The sequence below is a fragment of the Nocardiopsis sp. NPDC006198 genome, from assembly GCF_040613895.1.
GTDB classification, from domain to species: Bacteria; Actinomycetota; Actinomycetes; order Streptosporangiales; family Streptosporangiaceae; genus Nocardiopsis; species Nocardiopsis tropica.
On the sequence record NZ_JBEXSY010000004.1, the window covers coordinates 97,780 to 114,015 of the forward strand.

At 74.1% G+C, this 16,236-nt stretch carries 16 protein-coding genes; 11 read left to right on the forward strand and 5 right to left on the reverse strand.

The features are described from left to right. Nucleotides 1-127 precede the first annotated feature (127 nt). Entirely contained in the window at nt 128-1,147 is a 1,020-nt protein-coding gene (locus ABZ234_RS04675; RefSeq protein ID WP_355011052.1) for a hypothetical protein, read from the reverse strand. A 274-nt stretch (nt 1,148-1,421) separates the two neighbouring features. Further along, a complete protein-coding gene (locus ABZ234_RS04680; protein ID WP_355011053.1) occupies nt 1,422-2,189 on the reverse strand; it encodes a response regulator transcription factor in 768 nt (255 codons plus the stop codon). Nucleotides 2,190-2,298: 109 nt separating this feature from the next. On the opposite strand from ABZ234_RS04680, the gene ABZ234_RS04685 reads away from it, so the two are divergent. The 8 genes from ABZ234_RS04685 to ABZ234_RS04720 all read left to right on the forward strand — a co-directional run bounded on the left by ABZ234_RS04685 (nt 2,299) and on the right by ABZ234_RS04720 (nt 10,168). Beyond that, nucleotides 2,299-2,556 carry a MoaD/ThiS family protein gene (locus ABZ234_RS04685; protein WP_267947759.1) on the forward strand — a complete coding sequence of 86 codons (258 nt, stop codon included), beginning with the start codon at nt 2,299-2,301 and terminating at the stop codon, nt 2,554-2,556. A 34-nt stretch (nt 2,557-2,590) separates the two neighbouring features. Next, nucleotides 2,591-2,857 carry a glutaredoxin family protein gene (locus tag ABZ234_RS04690; protein ID WP_267947760.1) on the forward strand — a complete coding sequence of 89 codons (267 nt, stop codon included), beginning with the start codon at nt 2,591-2,593 and terminating at the stop codon, nt 2,855-2,857. 308 nt (nt 2,858-3,165) lie between these two features. After that, nucleotides 3,166-3,861 carry a redox-sensing transcriptional repressor Rex gene (locus ABZ234_RS04695; RefSeq protein WP_267947761.1) on the forward strand — a complete coding sequence of 232 codons (696 nt, stop codon included), beginning with the start codon at nt 3,166-3,168 and terminating at the stop codon, nt 3,859-3,861. A gap of 142 nt (nt 3,862-4,003) precedes the next feature. Then, nucleotides 4,004-5,512 (forward strand): glutamyl-tRNA reductase, encoded by a 1,509-nt coding sequence (locus ABZ234_RS04700; protein WP_355011054.1) that lies wholly within the window; start codon nt 4,004-4,006, stop codon nt 5,510-5,512. Then, nucleotides 5,509-6,471 (forward strand): hydroxymethylbilane synthase, encoded by a 963-nt coding sequence (gene hemC, locus ABZ234_RS04705; protein ID WP_267947763.1) that lies wholly within the window; start codon nt 5,509-5,511, stop codon nt 6,469-6,471. The genes ABZ234_RS04700 and hemC overlap by 4 nt, the downstream gene beginning before the upstream one ends. 106 nt (nt 6,472-6,577) lie before the next feature. Then, the gene (locus ABZ234_RS04710; protein WP_355011055.1) at nt 6,578-8,266 is read left to right on the forward strand and encodes a uroporphyrinogen-III synthase; all 1,689 of its coding nucleotides are present in this window, start codon (nt 6,578-6,580) and stop codon (nt 8,264-8,266) included. A gap of 155 nt (nt 8,267-8,421) precedes the next feature. Further along, nucleotides 8,422-9,420, forward strand: coding sequence for a porphobilinogen synthase (hemB, locus tag ABZ234_RS04715; protein WP_355011056.1), 999 nt, complete (start codon nt 8,422-8,424; stop codon nt 9,418-9,420). A 94-nt stretch (nt 9,421-9,514) separates the two neighbouring features. After that, the gene (locus ABZ234_RS04720) at nt 9,515-10,168 is read left to right on the forward strand and encodes a bifunctional DNA primase/polymerase (RefSeq protein ID WP_267947766.1); all 654 of its coding nucleotides are present in this window, start codon (nt 9,515-9,517) and stop codon (nt 10,166-10,168) included. An 81-nt stretch (nt 10,169-10,249) separates the two neighbouring features. On the opposite strand, the gene ABZ234_RS04725 is transcribed toward ABZ234_RS04720, so the two are convergent. Together ABZ234_RS04725 and ABZ234_RS04730 are read right to left on the reverse strand one after the other, a co-directional pair. Continuing rightward, nucleotides 10,250-10,921, reverse strand: a complete 672-nt coding sequence (locus tag ABZ234_RS04725; RefSeq protein ID WP_355011057.1) for a response regulator transcription factor — start codon at nt 10,919-10,921, stop codon at nt 10,250-10,252. Next, on the reverse strand, nt 10,918-12,294 hold the full coding sequence (locus ABZ234_RS04730; protein ID WP_355011058.1) for a histidine kinase: 1,377 nt from the start codon (nt 12,292-12,294) through the stop codon (nt 10,918-10,920). Before ABZ234_RS04730 ends, ABZ234_RS04725 begins: the two co-directional genes overlap by 4 nt. Before the next feature lie 418 nt (nt 12,295-12,712). Here ABZ234_RS04730 and ABZ234_RS04735 point away from each other — a divergent pair, with 418 nt between their 5' ends. Continuing rightward, on the forward strand, nt 12,713-13,639 hold the full coding sequence (locus tag ABZ234_RS04735) for an ABC transporter ATP-binding protein (RefSeq protein ID WP_355011059.1): 927 nt from the start codon (nt 12,713-12,715) through the stop codon (nt 13,637-13,639). Further along, on the forward strand, nt 13,636-14,406 hold the full coding sequence (locus tag ABZ234_RS04740; protein WP_355011060.1) for an ABC transporter: 771 nt from the start codon (nt 13,636-13,638) through the stop codon (nt 14,404-14,406). Before ABZ234_RS04735 ends, ABZ234_RS04740 begins: the two co-directional genes overlap by 4 nt. Before the next feature lie 83 nt (nt 14,407-14,489). Here ABZ234_RS04740 and rraA read toward each other — a convergent pair whose 3' ends face one another. After that, nucleotides 14,490-14,972, reverse strand: a complete 483-nt coding sequence (gene rraA / locus ABZ234_RS04745) for a ribonuclease E activity regulator RraA (RefSeq protein ID WP_355011061.1) — start codon at nt 14,970-14,972, stop codon at nt 14,490-14,492. Nucleotides 14,973-15,225: 253 nt separating this feature from the next. Here rraA and ABZ234_RS04750 point away from each other — a divergent pair, with 253 nt between their 5' ends. Beyond that, the gene (locus tag ABZ234_RS04750; RefSeq protein ID WP_355011062.1) at nt 15,226-15,897 is read left to right on the forward strand and encodes a phosphatase PAP2 family protein; all 672 of its coding nucleotides are present in this window, start codon (nt 15,226-15,228) and stop codon (nt 15,895-15,897) included. The last annotated feature ends 339 nt before the right edge of the window (nt 15,898-16,236 follow it).

Here is a 16,236-nt window from a genome sequence, read left to right on the forward strand (position 1 = left end):
CTCGGAACCCGGGATGTGGGCCGCGTGGCGCGGTCCTGTTCCGGCGGTGCGGGCCCGGAACGGCGCGCCGGGGCCCGGGACGCTTCCGGGGCCTCCCGGCGTGAAGGGGCCCACGCGGTCCGCGGGGTCACCCCTTGCGGCGCTTGCCCTGGTATCCGCCGCCGATGCGGACGCGGCGCACGGGAGCGAGCGGCGCGGCGAGCAGGAGCGCGAGGAGGAGCGCCGCGAGCAGCACCGCCGGAGCCATGTTCGGCCCCATGTCGCCGTGGTCCGCGGCCACCTCCGTCCCGTCGAGGTCGTCGTCGGACGGGGGGGACACCAGCGGCAGCTCGGCGAGGTCCTCGGAGCCGGGAGCGACCTCGGGCAGGTCGGCGTCGTTGCGCGGCAGGGTCGGGATCTCGGCGCCGGTGGTGGGCACGTCGCCCACGCCGCCGCGGGGGGTACCGGGGCTCGCCGTCGGGCTGCTGGAGTCGCGGTCGCGGCCGCCGCCACCGCCACCGGGAGACCGGGTGGGGGCCGGGTCGGAGCTCGAAGGCGGGTCCGACGGGGTGCGGGTCGGTTCCTCGGTGGGCGTTCCGGTGGGTGTCTCGGTGGGTGTCTCGGTGGGCGTTTCGGTGGGTCCGCCGGTGGGTGAGGGCGAGGGGTCCGGCTTGGCCACGGACACCGACCACGTCCCGGTGGAGACGGTGTGGGTGACCGAGGGCTCCAGGACGGAGCAGTCCGCGCCCTCCTCGGCGAGCGCGTAGGTCAGGGTCGCGACGACGTCGGTCGACCGGCGGGGCGAGCCGGTGACGACGCCCGCGGACGCCTCCGCCCCGGGCACCACCTCCTGGCGGGCGAACCCGGAGGAGGTGAAACCCTCGCCCCGCACCTCCAGGTCGAGCAGGCAGACGGCGAGGCCGCCGGTGTTGACGGCGGTGACCGCGTTGGGAGGGGCGGGCCTGCCCGGCTCGACCTCGCTGGCGCTGTTCTCGAAGGCGACGACGGCGGAGGGGACGGGGGCGGGGGAGGGGCTCTCGGAACCGGTCTGGTCCGCGTACGCCGGTGACATCACGGCGACGAGGCCGGAACCGACGAAGACGGCGCCGAGGACGACACCCGTACGGCGGCGGCGGGAGGGCGGGGAACTCGCGGCGTTCAGGGGCATCGGGGCGATTCACTCCTCAGGGTGGCGCGCCAAGGCTGCTTCGGCCGCACCCGGCCGCGAGGAGCTCGCCGCGCCTGACCGACCCCGGGGTTCGGGTGCCCCACGATCTTAGGACCTGCGGCCACGGAAGACGAGTGTCCGGGTGATGCCGTTATGTCATCGGTCCGGCCGGGCTCTCCGCGCGCGGTGCGCGGACGACCCCGGGGCGCCGTGCGCTGGTGCGCGGCGCCCCGGAGTGCTCACGGTCGTGGTGTCCCGGCCCTCCTGTGCGGGGCTACTTGGTGCTGGGCTCGGCGGTCCGGGCCGCGGGCAGCGGCTCCGCCGCCTCGGGCGGCGGCACGGGCGCCTTGGCGACCGGGTCGGGGACGAACCTGTACCCGACGTTGCGCACGGTGCCGATCAGCGACTCGTACTCCGAGCCGAGCTTGGCGCGCAGGCGCCGGACGTGGACGTCGATGGTCCGGGTGCCGCCGAAGTAGTCGTAGCCCCATACCTCCTGGAGCAGCTGGGCCCGGGTGAACACCCGGCCGGGGTGCTGCGCCAGGAACTTGAGGAGCTCGAACTCCTTGAAGGTGAGGTCGAGGATGCGTCCCCTCAGTCGTGCGATGTAGGTGGCCTCGTCGATCACGAGGTCGCCCCGGCGGATCTCGTCGGGGTCGTCGGTCCCGGCCTCGGCGGAGCCGACGGCCAGACGGAGCCGTGCCTCGACCTCCGCCGGGCCCGCGGAGGTCAGGATGAAGTCGTGGACCTGCCAGTCGGGTGTGAGCGCCGCGACGCCGCCCTCGGTGAGGACGACGAGCAGCGGGCAGTCCAGCCCCGTGGTGTCGAGCAGGCGGCAGAAGTTCCTGGCCGCTGCGAGGTCGGTACGGGCGTCGACCAGAATGGCGTCGACGGGCGAGTTCGAGTTGCCGCTCACTCCTGACGCCAGCAGGGCTCCGGCCTCCGCGGGAGCCACCCGCACGGAGTGCAGGAGGAGTCCGAGGGCCGGCAGCACGTGGTCGGACGGTTCGTTGGAGTTCGTCAACAGCAGCAGATGGCTCATGCGTCTCTTCTCGTCAACCCGCGCTATGCGGACGATCGAAGGCGCCATTGCCCCCGGTGAAGATTTGTCTAATACGTCGCCTCCGAGCAACACCAAGGATAATCAACAGATGGCGAAGTGCACTATCAGGTACTGGGCAGCGGCCAAGGAAGCGGCCGGAACAGCGCAGGAGGACGTGGAGGCGGACACTCTGGCCGAAGCGCTCGAAGCGGCGTGTCGTCTGCACCCCGACGACCGCTTCCTGCGCGTACTCGGGGCTTCGTCGCTCCTGGTGGACGAGCGGCCCGTGGGAGCGCGGCCCCATGGCGCGGTCGCGGTCGCCGACGGGACTGTGATCGAGGTCCTACCGCCCTTCGCCGGCGGCTGAGATGTTCCGGAATCAGACGCAATAAGGAGGAAACATGACGGAAATCCCCGAATGGGCTGGGCGTGCGCGCGTGGTGATGCTCGGCAGGGCGGGGTGCCACCTGTGCGAGGACGCGTGGCGGACCATCGGCGCCGTCGCGGACGAGGTCGGGGCGAGCCGTGCGGAGGTGGACCTCGACGGGGTGGACGAGGCCGACCGCGAGGAGTACTGGGACAAGATCCCGGTCACGTTCGTGGACGGGAGGCGCCACGACTTCTGGCGTGTCCGGGAGGACCGGCTGCGCTCGGCGCTCGGCGGCTGAAGGGCGGTTTCTCCAGGGGGGGCCGAGCGGTTTCGTCCGCGAATACCCCCGCCCGTGCCATTCCGGCTGTCCTGAATCGGTGAGCGTGCTCCCTCCTTTTTCCGAGGGTTCCCGGAGAACCCCGCGCATGGGAACTTCTGATCACGGAGTCACAGCGGGCCCCACTTTGTGCGTGCTTTCACAAGCACGTAATCTAGGTCCACAGCCCCCGTCGGGAGCACACTCGCGCGTATCCCGGGACCCGGCCGCGCACCCGCACCCGCCCCCGTGCCCCGTCCGCACCGACCGCCGCTCAGGAGCGCCCGCCTGTGATCAGTCGTCCACCACGGCCCCGGGAGAGGGGTATCCCGGAGGCCACCGTCGCCCGGCTCCCCGTCTACCTGCGCGCGCTCCAGTCCCTCCAGGACCGCGGCACCCTCACCGTCTCCTCCGAGGACCTCGCCTCCGCCGCCGGCGTCAACTCCGCGAAACTCCGCAAGGACCTGTCCCACCTCGGCTCCTACGGGACCCGCGGGGTGGGCTACGAGGTCCAGTACCTCGTCTATCAGATCTCACGTGAGCTTGGTCTCACCCAGGACTGGGCCGTGGCCATCGTCGGCATCGGCAACCTCGGCCGCGCACTGGCCAACTACGGGGGTTTCGGCACCCGCGGCTTCCGCATAGCGGCCCTCCTCGACGCCGACCCCGAGATGGTCGGGCAGAGCGTGGCGTCCCTGGACGTGAGGCATATTGACAACCTGGAGGACGTCGTCCGTTCCAAGGGCGTTTCCATAGGAGTCATCACCACGCCCGCGGCCTCGGCCCAGGGCGTCGCCACCCGCTTCGTGGAGGCGGGGGTGAGCAGCATCCTCAACTTCGCGCCGGTCGTGCTCAATGTGCCGGACGGGGTCGATGTGCGTAAGGTCGACTTGTCCATCGAACTCCAGATCCTCGCCTTCCACGCGCAGCGCAGGGCGGACGGCGACGGCCGTGCCGCGGAACGGGCGGGACTGGAACTGACATGAGACGGGTACCGGCCGGAGAAGCCGGTCGGAGCGGTGGGCGAAGAGCGAGCGTGCGCCGCGTTCCGGGGGGCTGGCCACGGGGGCCGGCCGACGTGCCGGAGCATAGAGAGACGCTGTGTCGTGCCTGCATAGGAGAATGCGGATGAGTGTCCTGGCCGTGGGGTTGAGCCACCGGAGTTCGCCGGTGGCGCTGCTCGAACGCGTCGCGCTGAACGGGGAGGCGCGCACCAAGGCGGTCGGGGAGATGGTCGGCTCCGACTCCGTCAACGAGGTCATGGTGGTCTCCACCTGCAACCGGACGGAGGTCTACGCCGACGTCGAGGCCTTCCACGGCGGAGTGGCGGCCATCACCGAACTCCTCTCCTGGCACAGCGGGGTGCCGCTCGGAGAACTCTCCGAACACCTCTACGTGCACTACGAGGACCGCGCCGTCCAGCACCTGTTCTCGGTCACGTGCGGCCTGGACTCCATGGTCGTCGGCGAGGGCCAGATCCTCGGACAGGTGCGCGACGCCCTCAAGGAGGGGCAGGACACCGGTTCCGTCGGCCGCGTCCTCAACGACCTCGGCCAGAGGGCCCTGCGGGTGGGCAAGCGCGCCCACACCGAGACCCACCTCGACCACGCGGGCGCCGACATGGTCAGCTTCGGCCTCACCGTCGCCGCCCGCGACCTGGGCCTGGGCCCGACCGGCGCGGACGAGACCACCGCCGACCGGACGGTCCCCGCCGTGGGCGCGGTCCCGCCCGTGGGCTGCCCCATGTCCGCGTCGGCCGGCGACACCGGCGACGGGCCCGGGCTCGCCCGGCCCTCCCGCGGGCCCCTCTCCGGCCTGCGCGTCCTGGTCCTCGGCGCGGGGTCCATGAGCGCGCTGTCGGCCAACACCGTCTCCCGCCAGGGCGCCGCGACCGTCGTCGTCGCCAACCGCACGCCCGAGCGCGCCGCCCGGCTCGCCGAGTGCCTCACCGAGGCCTACGACACCGTCCGCTCCCGGTCCGTCCCCTTCGCGGACGCCGCAGGGGTCCTCGCCGACGTCGACCTCGTCATCTCCTGCACCGGGGCCCAGGGCCTGGTCCTGACCGCCGACGCCGTCGCCGCGGCCACGGCCGGCCGCACCCGGCCCCTGGTCTTCCTCGACCTCGCGCTGCCCCGCGACATCGACCCCGCCGTGCGCGACCTGCCCGGTGTGCGCCTCGTCGACATCGAGGACCTGCGCCTGGCCGCGGCCACCGGCTCCGCCGGCGGGGGCGGCGACCGCTCCAGCGCCCTCACCCTCGTACGCGGGATCGTCGACGAGGAGGTCACCGAGTTCCGCACGGTCCGCCGCGCGAACCAGGTCACCCCCACCGTCGTCGCCCTGCGCTCCCAGGCCAGGGACGTCGTCGAGGCGGAGCTGTCCAGACTCCACGGCCGCCTGCCCGACGACATCGACGACCGCACGCGGGAGGAGATCACCCGCGCGATGCGCCGGGTCGCCGACAAGCTCCTCCACCGGCCCACCGTGCGCGTCAAGGAACTGGCCGCCGCGCCGGACGGCGAGTCCTACGAGGCGGCCCTGCGGCAACTCTTCGACCTCGACCCCAAGACCCCGGAGGCGCTGACCGCCTCCGGCGGTCCCAGCACCGCGGCGCGGTCCGCACAGGAGAAGGCATGACCGGCACTCCCGCCAAACTCGGCACGCGTCGCAGCACCATGGCGACCAGCCAGTCCCGGATGGTCGCGGACGCGATCACCGAGCGCACCGGCCAGGCCATCGAACTGGAGCTGATCACCAGCTTCGGCGACGTCACCAAGGCCCACCTGACCCAGCTCGGCGGCACCGGGGTGTTCGTCAACGCCCTGCGCGACGAACTCGTCGCGGGCACCATCGACTTCGCCGTCCACTCCCTCAAGGACCTGCCCACGGCCCCCGCCGACGGGCTCGTCCTCGCCGCCGTGCCCGAGCGCGACGACCCCCGCGACGCCCTGTGCGCCCGCGACGGGCTCGCGTTCGCCGACCTGCCCGCCGGGGCCAGGGTCGGCACCGGCTCCCCGCGCCGGGTCGCCCAGCTCGCGGCCCTCCGCCCGGACCTCACCTACCTGCCCATCCGAGGAAACGCCGAGACGCGCCTGGGCAAGGTCGCCTCCGGCGAGCTCGACGCGGTCGTCCTCGCCTACGCCGGCCTCGGCCGCGTCGGCCGGATGGACGACGTCACCGACGTCTTCGAGCCGGAGCAGATGCTGCCCGCTCCCGGACAGGGCGCCCTCGCCGTGGAGTGCTCGGCCGAGCGCCGCGACGGCGACCTCGCCTACCTCGCCACCGTCGACCACCCCGCCACCCGCGTCGCCGTCGTCGCCGAGCGCACCGTCCTCTCCGAGCTGGAGGCCGGGTGCGCCGCCCCGGTCGGCGCCTACGCCGAGTACGACGCCGGGACGGGGAGCCTGCGCCTGCGCGCGGCCGTCGTCTCCACCGACGGCACCGCCTCCGTGCGCGGCGAGCGCACCGCCGACCTCGCCTCGACCGGTGACCTGGCCGCCGCCACCGCGCTCGGCCGCGACCTGGCACGCAGCATGATCGGTGAGGGCGCCGACCGGATCGTCGCCGAGGCCTTCGCCGAGAGGGACACACCCTGACCAGGAGTCGACGGCGGGGCGCCTCGGCCGCACCCCGCCGCACCCGCCGGCGCCCCGGAGAACTCCGCGCACGGGGACGCCGGCGACCACACAGAGGAGCCAGTACGTGAACGCCAACGCCAACTCCCAGCCGGAGGAGCCCCGCGCCGCCGCCCGGTCCGGGCACGTCGCCCTGGTCGGGACCGGTCCGGGCGGCGCCGATCTGCTGACCCTGCGCGGCGCCGAGCTGCTGAGGCGCGCCGACGTGGTCGTCACCCTGCGGGAGCCCGCCGCCGAGGAGCTGGCGGGCTTCCGCGAGGAACTCCTCTCCCACTGCTCCGAAGGCGTCTCCGTCCTCCAGGCCGACGAGTGCGGCGGAGACCTCAACGCCCTCGCCGTCGCCCGCGCCCGCGAGGGGCAGCGGGTCGTGCGCCTGTACTCCGGCGACCCGTTCTTCGGCTGCCGCGGCGCCGACCTCGTCGCCGCCTGCGAGGAGGCCGGGGTCGAGGTCGAGGTCGCCCCGGGCGTCTCCGCCGTCACCTCCGTCCCCACGTTCGCGGGCCTCCCGCTGATGGGCGACGGCGTCCCCGAGGTGCGGATCCTCAACGCCCGCCCGCACGGCAAGGCCGAGGTCGACTGGAACGAGGCCGCCGCGAGCGACGCCACCCTGGTCATCATGGGCGGCGACGCCCCCGCCGAGGAGCCGCCCGAACACCGCGGCCCCGGCCTCGACGTGCTCTGCAAGACCCTCGTCGCGGGCGGCCGGCCCGCGAGCACCCCGGTCTCCGTCGTGCGCGCGGGCGGGACCACCCGGCAGACCACCGTCACCTCGACCCTGGCCCGCCTGGTCGCCGACCTGAAGGCCAAGGACGCCAAGAACCACCACGCCACCGCGCCCGCGCTCATGATCGTCGGACCCGGCGCCGCGCGCAGGCCCGAGCTGTCCTGGTACGAGGGGCGCCCGCTCTTCGGCTGGCGCGTCCTGGTGCCCCGCACCAAGGAGCAGGCCGCGGCCCTGTCCGACCAGCTGCGCGGTTACGGCGCGGTGCCGGAGGAGGTGCCGACCATCTCGGTGGAGCCGCCGCGCACCCCGCAGCAGATGGAGCGCGCCGTCCGCGGGCTGGTCACCGGCCGCTACCAGTGGGTGGCGTTCACCTCCGTCAACGCGGTCAGGGCGATCCGCGAGCGCCTGGAGTCCTACGGCCTCGACGCGCGCGCGTTCGCCGGGGTCAAGGTCGCCGTCGTCGGGGAGGCCACCGCCGACGCTGTGCGCGAGTTCGGCATCCAGCCCGACCTGACACCGCCGGAGGACGCCCAGTCCAGTGCCGGCCTGGTGTCGGTGTGGCCGCCCTACGACGACGAGATCGACCCGATCGAGCGGGTCCTGCTGCCCCGCGCCGACATCGCCACCGACACCCTCGTCGCGGGCCTGACCGACCTCGGCTGGGAGACCGACGACGTCACCGCCTACCGCACGGTGCGCGCCGCCCCCCCGCCCGCGCCCGTCCGGGAGGCGATCAAGGGCGGTGGTTTCGACGCGGTCATGTTCACGTCCTCCTCCACGGTGCGCAACCTGGTGGGGATCGCGGGCAAGCCGCACAACACCACCGTCATCGCGGTGATCGGCCCGGAGACGGAGCGGACCGCCGTCGAGTTCGGCCTGCGCGTCGACGTGGTGGCCCCCAAAGCCTCGGTTTCGGCCCTCGCCCGGGCCCTCTCGGAGTACGGTGCCGCCAGGAGCCGCGAAGCCGTCGAGTCCGGCAAGCCCGTCCTCAAGCCCAGCCAGAAGCGCCGCGGACGCCGACGCAAACTGTAGACCGCCCACGCGGTCGGACGCCGTGCAGGCCGGTGCCCCGGCCGCAGGGGGTGCCGACCCGACGGTGTCCACGGTCCGCCCCGCACGCGCGGGGCCCCGGGAGGCCGGGCCCAGACCACACGTCCACCTCGCGAACCCACGTACGGGAGCCCGCAATGACCGCATCCGGAAACGACGCCGCCTTCCCCGCCGCCCGTCCCCGCCGCCTGCGCCGTGGACCGGCGCTGCGTCGCCTGGTCGCCGAGACCCGGGTGCTCCCGCGCAACCTGGTCCTGCCGATGTTCGTCAAGGAGGGGATCACCGAACCCGTGACGATCTCCTCGATGCCCGGCCAGGTGCAGCACACGCGCGACAGCCTGCGCAAGGCCGCCCACGAGGCCGCGGCCGCCGGGGTCGGCGGACTCATGCTGTTCGGCATCCCCGCGCACAAGGACGAGCGAGGATCGGGCGCCGACGACCCCGACGGGATCGTCCAGGCGGCCCTGCGCGACCTCGCGGCCGAGGTCGGCGACGACCTCGTGGTCATGGCCGACCTGTGCCTGTGCGAGTACACCTCGCACGGCCACTGCGGGCCGCTGGAGACCGGCGGGCACGTCGACAACGACCTCACCCTGGAGCGCTACGCGTCCGTCGCCGCCGCACAGGCGGAGGCGGGGGCGGCCGTCGTGGCGCCCAGCGGCATGATGGACGGCCAGGTCGCGGCCATCCGCGCCGGGCTGGACCGCGCGGGGTTCGGGCAGGTGCCGATCCTGGCCTACGCCGCCAAGTACGCGTCGTCCTTCTACGGCCCCTTCCGTGAGGCCGCCGAGGGCGCCCCGCAGTTCGGCGACCGCTCCGGCTACCAGCAGGACCCCGCCAACGTCCGCGAGGCCCTGCGCGAGGTCGCCCTCGACGTTGCGGAGGGCGCCGACATGGTCATGGTCAAACCCGGCCTGGCCTACCTCGACATCGTCGCCAAGGTGGCGGAGGCGTCCCCGGTACCCGTGTCGGCCTACCAGGTCAGCGGTGAGTACGCGATGATCGAGGCGGCGGCGGAGCGCGGCTGGATCGACCGCGAGCGGGCCATCGTGGAGACCCTGACCTCGTACCGGCGGGCGGGGGCCGAGCAGATCCTCACGTACTGGGCCACCGAGGCGGCACTCCTGCTGCGGTAGTGCGACCAGGCCTTTCGCCCCGGTCGCGGTCGCCGGGCGCGGGGCCCCGGACCGAGGCCGCGCCTGAGCCGAGCACGACCACCGGGGAGGCCCCATGGCCGACGTACTGTACCGACGTAGGCGCCGACATGCGACGGACAGCATGCTCGACGCGGCCCTGCGCTACGCGCGGCTGGGCTGGCCGGTCGCGCGCGGCGCCGCGCCGGGCGAGGACCGCGCGTGCAGCTGCGACCGGATGGGCTGTCCGGACCCGGCGGCGCACCCGGTCACGATGGCCTGGGGGGTGGAGGCCAGCACCGACGCCGCCACCCTCCGGCGCTGGTGGACGGCCACCCCGGACGCCAACGTCATCCTGCCGACCGGCCGGGTCTTCGACGTGTTCGACGTCCCGCGCGAGGCCGGCGTGATGGCCCTGGCGCGGATGGGCCGCTCGGGCGTCCCGGCCGGGCCGGTCGCGGCGGTCGACTCCTCCCGCTACCTGTTCTTCGTGGCCACGCGCTCCCCGGTCGACGAGGACGAGTGGTGGTCCTGCCACCTGGACTGCGTGCCCGAGGACGTCGAGGAGATGCCGGGCCTGCGCTGGCACTGCCGGGACAGCTTCGTCCTCGGCGCGCCGTCCCTGCTGCCCTCGGGCAGCCGGGTCACCTGGATCCGCACACCGCTCGACGCGGGCGAACCGGTCCCGCTCCCCGACCCGATCGCGGTGCTCGGCATCCTCGCCGACGCCAGCGCCGAGTTCTCGGGCTGACGCACGCGGCCCGGCACCGACACGGCGGCCCGGGGCACGGGGCCCCGGGCCGTGGCGCCCCGCCGTCCCGGGGCGGCGGGATCAGGCCCCTCCGCGCTCGCGCACCCACAGCGCCAGCCGCGTCCGGTCGCGCAGGCCGAGCTTGCGCAGGATGCTGGTGACGTGGTTCTTCGCGGTCCCCTCCGTGATGAACAGGGTCCGCGCGATCTCCCGGTTGGTGGCCCCGGTCCCCACCAGCCTCGCCACCTCCTCCTCGCGCTCCGACAGCGGGGACGCGGCGGGCGCGGCGGACCCGGTGGCGGGCCCCGCCCCGGGGGCCCGGGCCGGGTCCAGGGCGGCGACGAGCCGCTGGGCGGCGGGCCCGCCCAGGACGGTCTCCCCCCGTGAGGCGCGGCGCAGCGCCGAGACCAGCTCCTCCGGCGGAACGTCCTTGAGCAGGTAGCCGCGGGCCCCGGCGCGCAGACCGCCGAAGATCAGCTCGTCGTCGTCGAACGTGGTCAGCACGACGGCCGGAACGCCCGGGTACTCCTCGCGCATGCGGCCGATGAGGGTCACCCCGTCCATGAGGGGCATGCGGGCGTCCACGAGGGCCACGTCGGGGAGGGGGGCGGCCGAGGACAGGAACTCCAGGGCCTCGACCCCGTTCGCCGCCTCGCCGACCACGTCGATGCCCTCCTCGATCTCCAGCAGCTTGCGCAGGCCCTGCCTCAGCAGGATCTGGTCGTCGACGATCAGAACCGAGACGGTGGTCACGCGGTGCCTCCAGCGGTGGTCGGAACGGTCTCCCGTTCGGTGCGCAGCGCGGGGACGGACACCCGGAGCCGGAAGCCCTGCCGCCGCGTCCCCGTGTCCTCCCCCGCGCCCTCCCGGAGCGGGTCCCCGGCCCGGCCGCCCCCGGTATCCTGCTCCGTGCCAGGGGCGCCGGCCCCGCCCCCGTCGCCGGCCTCCAACGCGCCCCCGACCGAGGCCACCCGCTCCGCCAGCCCGCGCAGGCCGAACCCGCCGAGCGCCGCCCCCTGCGCAGCCCCGGCGCCGTTGTCGGCCACCGTGACCGCCACCCCGGCGGGGTCCGCCGCGACCTCCACCTCCACCAGGTCCGCGCCCGAGTGGCGCATCGCGTTGGTCAGGCCCTCCTGGAGGGCGCGGTAGCAGACCAGCTCGGCCTCCTCCGACAGCTCCGGCCAGTCGCCGGCGTCGGTGAAGGCGATGCGGATGCCCCCGCCGTCGAACGAGTCCGCCATCGCGCGCATGGCGGCCACCCCCGCTCGCCCCTCCAGCCGCAGCGGTCGCAGCGCGCGCACCCACCTGCGCGTGTCGGTGAGGGCCTCGCCCGCCAGCTCCCTGGCCTGTTCCACCTCGCCCCAGGCCCGGTCGGGGCGGGCGGTGCGGAAGCGCAGCGCGTTGGACAGGGACATGGCGAGCGCGGTCAGGTAGTGGCCGGTGCTGTCGTGCATCTCCCGGGACATACGCGCGCGCTCCTCGGCCACGGTCAGCTCCCGTACCCGGGCGGCGCGCAGGCGCAGGTCCTCGTGGGCCTCCTCCAGCTCGGCGAGGAGGGCCGTGGTGCGCTCGGCGCGCTCCCCGGCGACGACGAGCCCCACGAAGGCCATGCCCGACACGGCCACGATGAAGAGGAGGCTCGTCCCCATCACCAGCCCTGCCCAGAGCGGCACCACCCCGGGCAGGAAGAGGGCGAGCACCACGCTGAGCGCGAAGACGGAGGCCCCGTAGCCGACCCCGCCGAGGAGGCCGAACACGGCCACCGCGTTCATCGTCCCCACGCAGACCAGCAGGAACATCGTGTAGTTGTTCGTGATCAGGCACAGCACGGTCAGCACCAGGAAGACCACGCTGGCCGCCCGCCGCAGCGGAGGGGAGTCCGCGGACCAGGCGAGGAACGGCCACAGCGCGCACGAGGCGACCGCCGCACCGAAGCTGGCGAACACCATGGCCCTCAGCGCGGGCGGCTCGTCCGCCAGGCCCATGTCGAACACGAGGCCCATGGTCTGGAGCACGAGCGCGATCCCCGTCGCACCCCAGAACAGCAGCTGCAGCATGCGCGGCGGGCGGTCCCTGTACAGGGTGACCCAGGCCGACAGGTCGGGGAGCGAACCGGACGTGTTCATCCCACGAGCGTAGCCACGCCCCGACGGTGGGCGGAGTGGCCCGGGGTCATGTCCGGAGCACGTTCCGGCCATGACCTCCGGCATGCCCCGGACGCGGAGAACGCCATGACCGCACCGTGCCGCACGGTCGATGCGGCCGTTCCGCGCCTTTCCCTAATGTTCTCCGTGAAAGGCAGGCGGCGGAGGGGAAAAGCGCGGGGGAACGGCCTCGGCGAACACGGGAAAGCCCCCTCCCCTCGGTGGACACCGCCTTTCCGGCGGACGGGACCTCGCGGTACGCCGGCGCGCCGACCGTGCCGGATCCGCCGCTGACCTCACCCGACGCCCCGACCGTCCCCGCAGCGCGGACGGGGGTCGCGGGCGCCGCCGCGCTCCGCACCCGATTCCGCCCCGACCCCGAAAGGACACACGGACGCCGATGAACGGCACGCCTGTGATCACCACCGAGAAACTCACCAGGGACTACGGAAACGGCGCGGGAGTCTTCGACGTCGACCTCTCCGTTCCGCGCGGAACCGTTTTCGGACTCGTCGGCCCCAACGGGGCCGGAAAGACCACGCTCCTCTCCGTCCTCGCCGGGCTCAGGAGGGCCGGGAGCGGGAACGTGCACGTGGACACCGCGGGCGGACGGGTCCTGCTCTGCCCCGACGTCCCGGACTTCGAGCCCTGGCTCACCGCCACCGAGGTCGTCGTCCTCAGCGCCGAGGCCGCCGGGGTCCCGGTCACCCCGGAGGACGCGGCCCTCGCCCTGGAGCGGGTCGGGCTCACGGAGGCCGCGCACCGCCGCAACGCCCGCTTCTCCCGGGGCATGCGGCAGCGGCTGGGCCTCGCCGCCGCACTGGTCTGCCGGCCCGAGGTGCTCATCCTGGACGAGCCCGCCTCCGGGCTGGACCCGCGGGGGCGGGTGGACGTGCTCGCCCTCATCCGCTCCCTCCGCGAGCACTGCACGGTCATCCTGGCCAGCCACCTGCTCGGCGACGTGCAGAGGGTGTGCGACGACGTCGCCGTCCTGGTCCGGGGGCGGGTGGTCTACCAGGGGCCCGTCGCCGACATCGCCGACCGCGGACGCCCCAGCGCCTGGCACGTGCGGGTCCGCGGCACGGCCCGGGAGGTCGTGGAGCTCCTCTCCGCCGAACCGTGGGTGACCCGGGCGTCCCCCGTCGAGGCCGAACCCGACCTCGTCTTCGTCGAGGCCGTCGCCGCCGAGCACGGGGAGGCCGGCATCCCGCGCACGCTCGTGGAGCACGGCGTCCCGCTGGTCTCCATGAACGGCTACGAGGCCGACCTGGAGTCGGCCTTCCTCTCCCTCACCTCGACGGACGCCACCGACGGGAGCACCCGATGAACACCGCGCTCTACCGCAACGAGATCCGGCGCATGACGCGCACCCACACCCTCGCCGGGCTCATGGCGTTCTTCGTCTTCTTCGGGGCGGCCTCGCCGGTCCTGGTGTTCCTCCTGCCCGACCTGCTGGCGGCCATGGAGGGCGTGGAGGGGGTCCAGACCGGCATGGCGGACCTCATGCCGGAGGCCACCCCGGTCGCCGCGCTCGGCTCCTACGTGGAGAACGCGCAGATCCTCGGCGTGCTGTTCGTGCTCCTGGTGGCCGCGGGCGCCCTGGCGCTGGACGGCAGCGCCGGCCGCTCGACGTTCTACCGGGTCCGGGTCCCCGGTCCCGCCGCGCTGGTGCTGCCGCGCTTCGCGGTCCCCGCGATGGCCGCCGTCGCCGCGTACACGGCCGGCGCCGTGGCCGCCTGGGCGACCACGCTGCTGCTGATCGGGGAGCTCCCCCTCGGGGCCACCCTCGCGGGCGCGCTGTTCACGGGGCTGTTCCTGGTGTTCGCCGTCGCGGTGACGGCGCTGGTCGCCGGCCGGGCCGGCGGCCTCCTGCCCACGGTCGGGTTCTCCGTGGCCGCACTGGTCCTGCTCGTCCTGCTGGGCCAGCTGCCGGTGGTGGGGGAGTGGTCGCCCACCACCCTCTTCGCCGCGCAGGCCGCCCTGCCCGGCGGTGCGCCGGTCACCGACTTCCTGCCCGCCGCGGTCAGCACCCTCGTGGGGACCGCCGCCCTCCTCGCGCTGGCCGTGCGCGGGTTCGGCGCCCGGGAGGTCTGAGGGGAGGGGCGCCGGGAGAAACCGGCGGAGGGGGTCATCGGACGGACCCCCTCCGTCGGCGTCCTGTTGGGCCCGGGGGCGTCCTAGATCTCCGTGGCGTTCACCACGATCCCGTCCTCGTCGCTGTAGAGCCACTCGCCCGGGACGAACACGACGTCGCCGAAGGCCACCGGCACGTCGAGGCGCCCCGCGCCGTCCTTCGCGGACTTGCGGGGGTTGGATCCCAGGGCCTTGACCCCCAGGTCGAGACCGCCGAGGGCCCTGGTGTCGCGCACCGCGCCGAGGATCACGACGCCGGCCCACGCGTTCTCCACGGCCGCCGCGGCGATCATGTCGCCCATCAGTGCGGACCGGAGCGAGCCGCCGCCGTCCACGACCAGTACCGCCCCCTCACCAGGGGTGTTGAGGACCTGCTTGACCAGGCCGTTGTCCTCGTGGCACTTGACGGTGCGGATGCGGCCCGAGAAGACCGTCCGCCCGCCGTACCGGCGGAACTGCGTGGAACAGCTGCGCAGGGTGTCGCCGTGGTCGTCGACGAGGTCCGCGGTGGAGAAGTCGGGGGTCATGTCGGCTCCGGTTCGGGTCGTGGGCGGGCACCGTCGAAGCTACCCGCCGGCGCCCGGAGTTCTTTCGTCGGTCCGGAACGTCTCTTTCGTCTGTGGGGCCGCCTCTCCGGCCCTGAACGGTCGAAGTTGATGACAGGATAAGGACCTTCCCGTCATCACCTCGTGGGAGTCCCGTCACCCGCCGACCGGACGTCGCCCAGCCCTTCCCCCTGCTCGCGCGCGACCCTCCCCGTACGACTTCTTCTGGAGAGAGATGGTCTCCGAGATCTTCGCCGTCAGTGCCGCCTGGTCCCGGGCCGTGATCGAGTTCACCGCCGGCCTCGACCCCTGGGTCCAGCAGGCCGCCTACCTGGGCACCGACCTCTTCCTCGGCGTGTTCGCGGTGCTCTTCCTCGCCGCCTGGTGGCGCGCCAGGTCCCACAGCTCCCGCGCGGTCGGCCTGGCGCTGTTCGCCCCCGTCGCCACCGTCGTCGCCTACGCCGTCAGCCGCACCGTCAAGTCGTTCTTCGAGCAGCTGCGGCCCTGCCAGGCCATGACCGACCTGACCACCATCGCCACCTGCGACCCCATCGGCGACTGGTCGTTCCCCAGCAACCACGCCGCCATCGCCGGCGCCGCCGCCGCGGCCGTCGTCGTCGCCTGGCGCCGCTTCGCCGTCGTCGCCGTGGTGTTCGCCGTCCTCGAGGCCTTCTCCCGGGTCTTCGTCGGCGCCCACTACCCCCACGACGTCACCGTCGGCCTGCTCGTCGGCGCCGCCGTCGCCACCCTCGCCTCCCTCGCCATGGCCCGCCCGATGACCGCGGTCGTCGACCGCATCGCCGCCACCGAGCGCCTCCGCCCCCTCGTCCGGGCCGAAGGCGCCGCCGCCGACGGCGTCGAACCGCCCGCGGAGCCGGCGTCCGGCAACACCTACGCGCGCTCCTGACCCTTCCTCACCGTGCCCCGTCCCGCCCCGGGACGGGGCACACGTGTGTCCGGGGTCCGGGCCAGGGGCGGAGAACCCCTGGGGCGCGGACGGCGCCCGGCCCCCGAAGCGGGGGAGCCGCGCTCGTCGACGGGGTCCGGGCCGCGGGAGCGCTGAAGGCGCTCCTGCCCCGGTGGAGCAAGGGCGGTACGCGCTTCGAGGACTTCTCGGGCGGGCTCCGTGACGCCTGTGCGCGGGCGGAACGCCTTCCGCCCGGGGGAGATCCGGGGACGCGGGTCCATCTCCTCGTGGGGGCCGTCCTACGCCCCTGACCTCGGAGGCGGGTCACGGTTCCGTGAC

Coding starts and splice junctions, on each gene's coding strand:
- ABZ234_RS04675 (WP_355011052.1), bottom strand. CDS start 1,147: ATGCCCCTGAACGCCGCGAGTTCCCCGCCCTCCCGCCGCCGCCGTACG.
- ABZ234_RS04680 (WP_355011053.1), bottom strand. CDS start 2,189: ATGAGCCATCTGCTGCTGTTGACGAACTCCAACGAACCGTCCGACCAC.
- ABZ234_RS04685 (WP_267947759.1), top strand. CDS start 2,299: ATGGCGAAGTGCACTATCAGGTACTGGGCAGCGGCCAAGGAAGCGGCC.
- ABZ234_RS04690 (WP_267947760.1), top strand. CDS start 2,591: ATGACGGAAATCCCCGAATGGGCTGGGCGTGCGCGCGTGGTGATGCTC.
- ABZ234_RS04700 (WP_355011054.1), top strand. CDS start 4,004: ATGAGTGTCCTGGCCGTGGGGTTGAGCCACCGGAGTTCGCCGGTGGCG.
- hemC (WP_267947763.1), top strand. CDS start 5,509: ATGACCGGCACTCCCGCCAAACTCGGCACGCGTCGCAGCACCATGGCG.
- hemB (WP_355011056.1), top strand. CDS start 8,422: ATGACCGCATCCGGAAACGACGCCGCCTTCCCCGCCGCCCGTCCCCGC.
- ABZ234_RS04720 (WP_267947766.1), top strand. CDS start 9,515: ATGGCCGACGTACTGTACCGACGTAGGCGCCGACATGCGACGGACAGC.
- ABZ234_RS04730 (WP_355011058.1), bottom strand. CDS start 12,294: ATGAACACGTCCGGTTCGCTCCCCGACCTGTCGGCCTGGGTCACCCTG.
- ABZ234_RS04735 (WP_355011059.1), top strand. CDS start 12,713: ATGAACGGCACGCCTGTGATCACCACCGAGAAACTCACCAGGGACTAC.
- ABZ234_RS04740 (WP_355011060.1), top strand. CDS start 13,636: ATGAACACCGCGCTCTACCGCAACGAGATCCGGCGCATGACGCGCACC.
- rraA (WP_355011061.1), bottom strand. CDS start 14,972: ATGACCCCCGACTTCTCCACCGCGGACCTCGTCGACGACCACGGCGAC.
- ABZ234_RS04750 (WP_355011062.1), top strand. CDS start 15,226: ATGGTCTCCGAGATCTTCGCCGTCAGTGCCGCCTGGTCCCGGGCCGTG.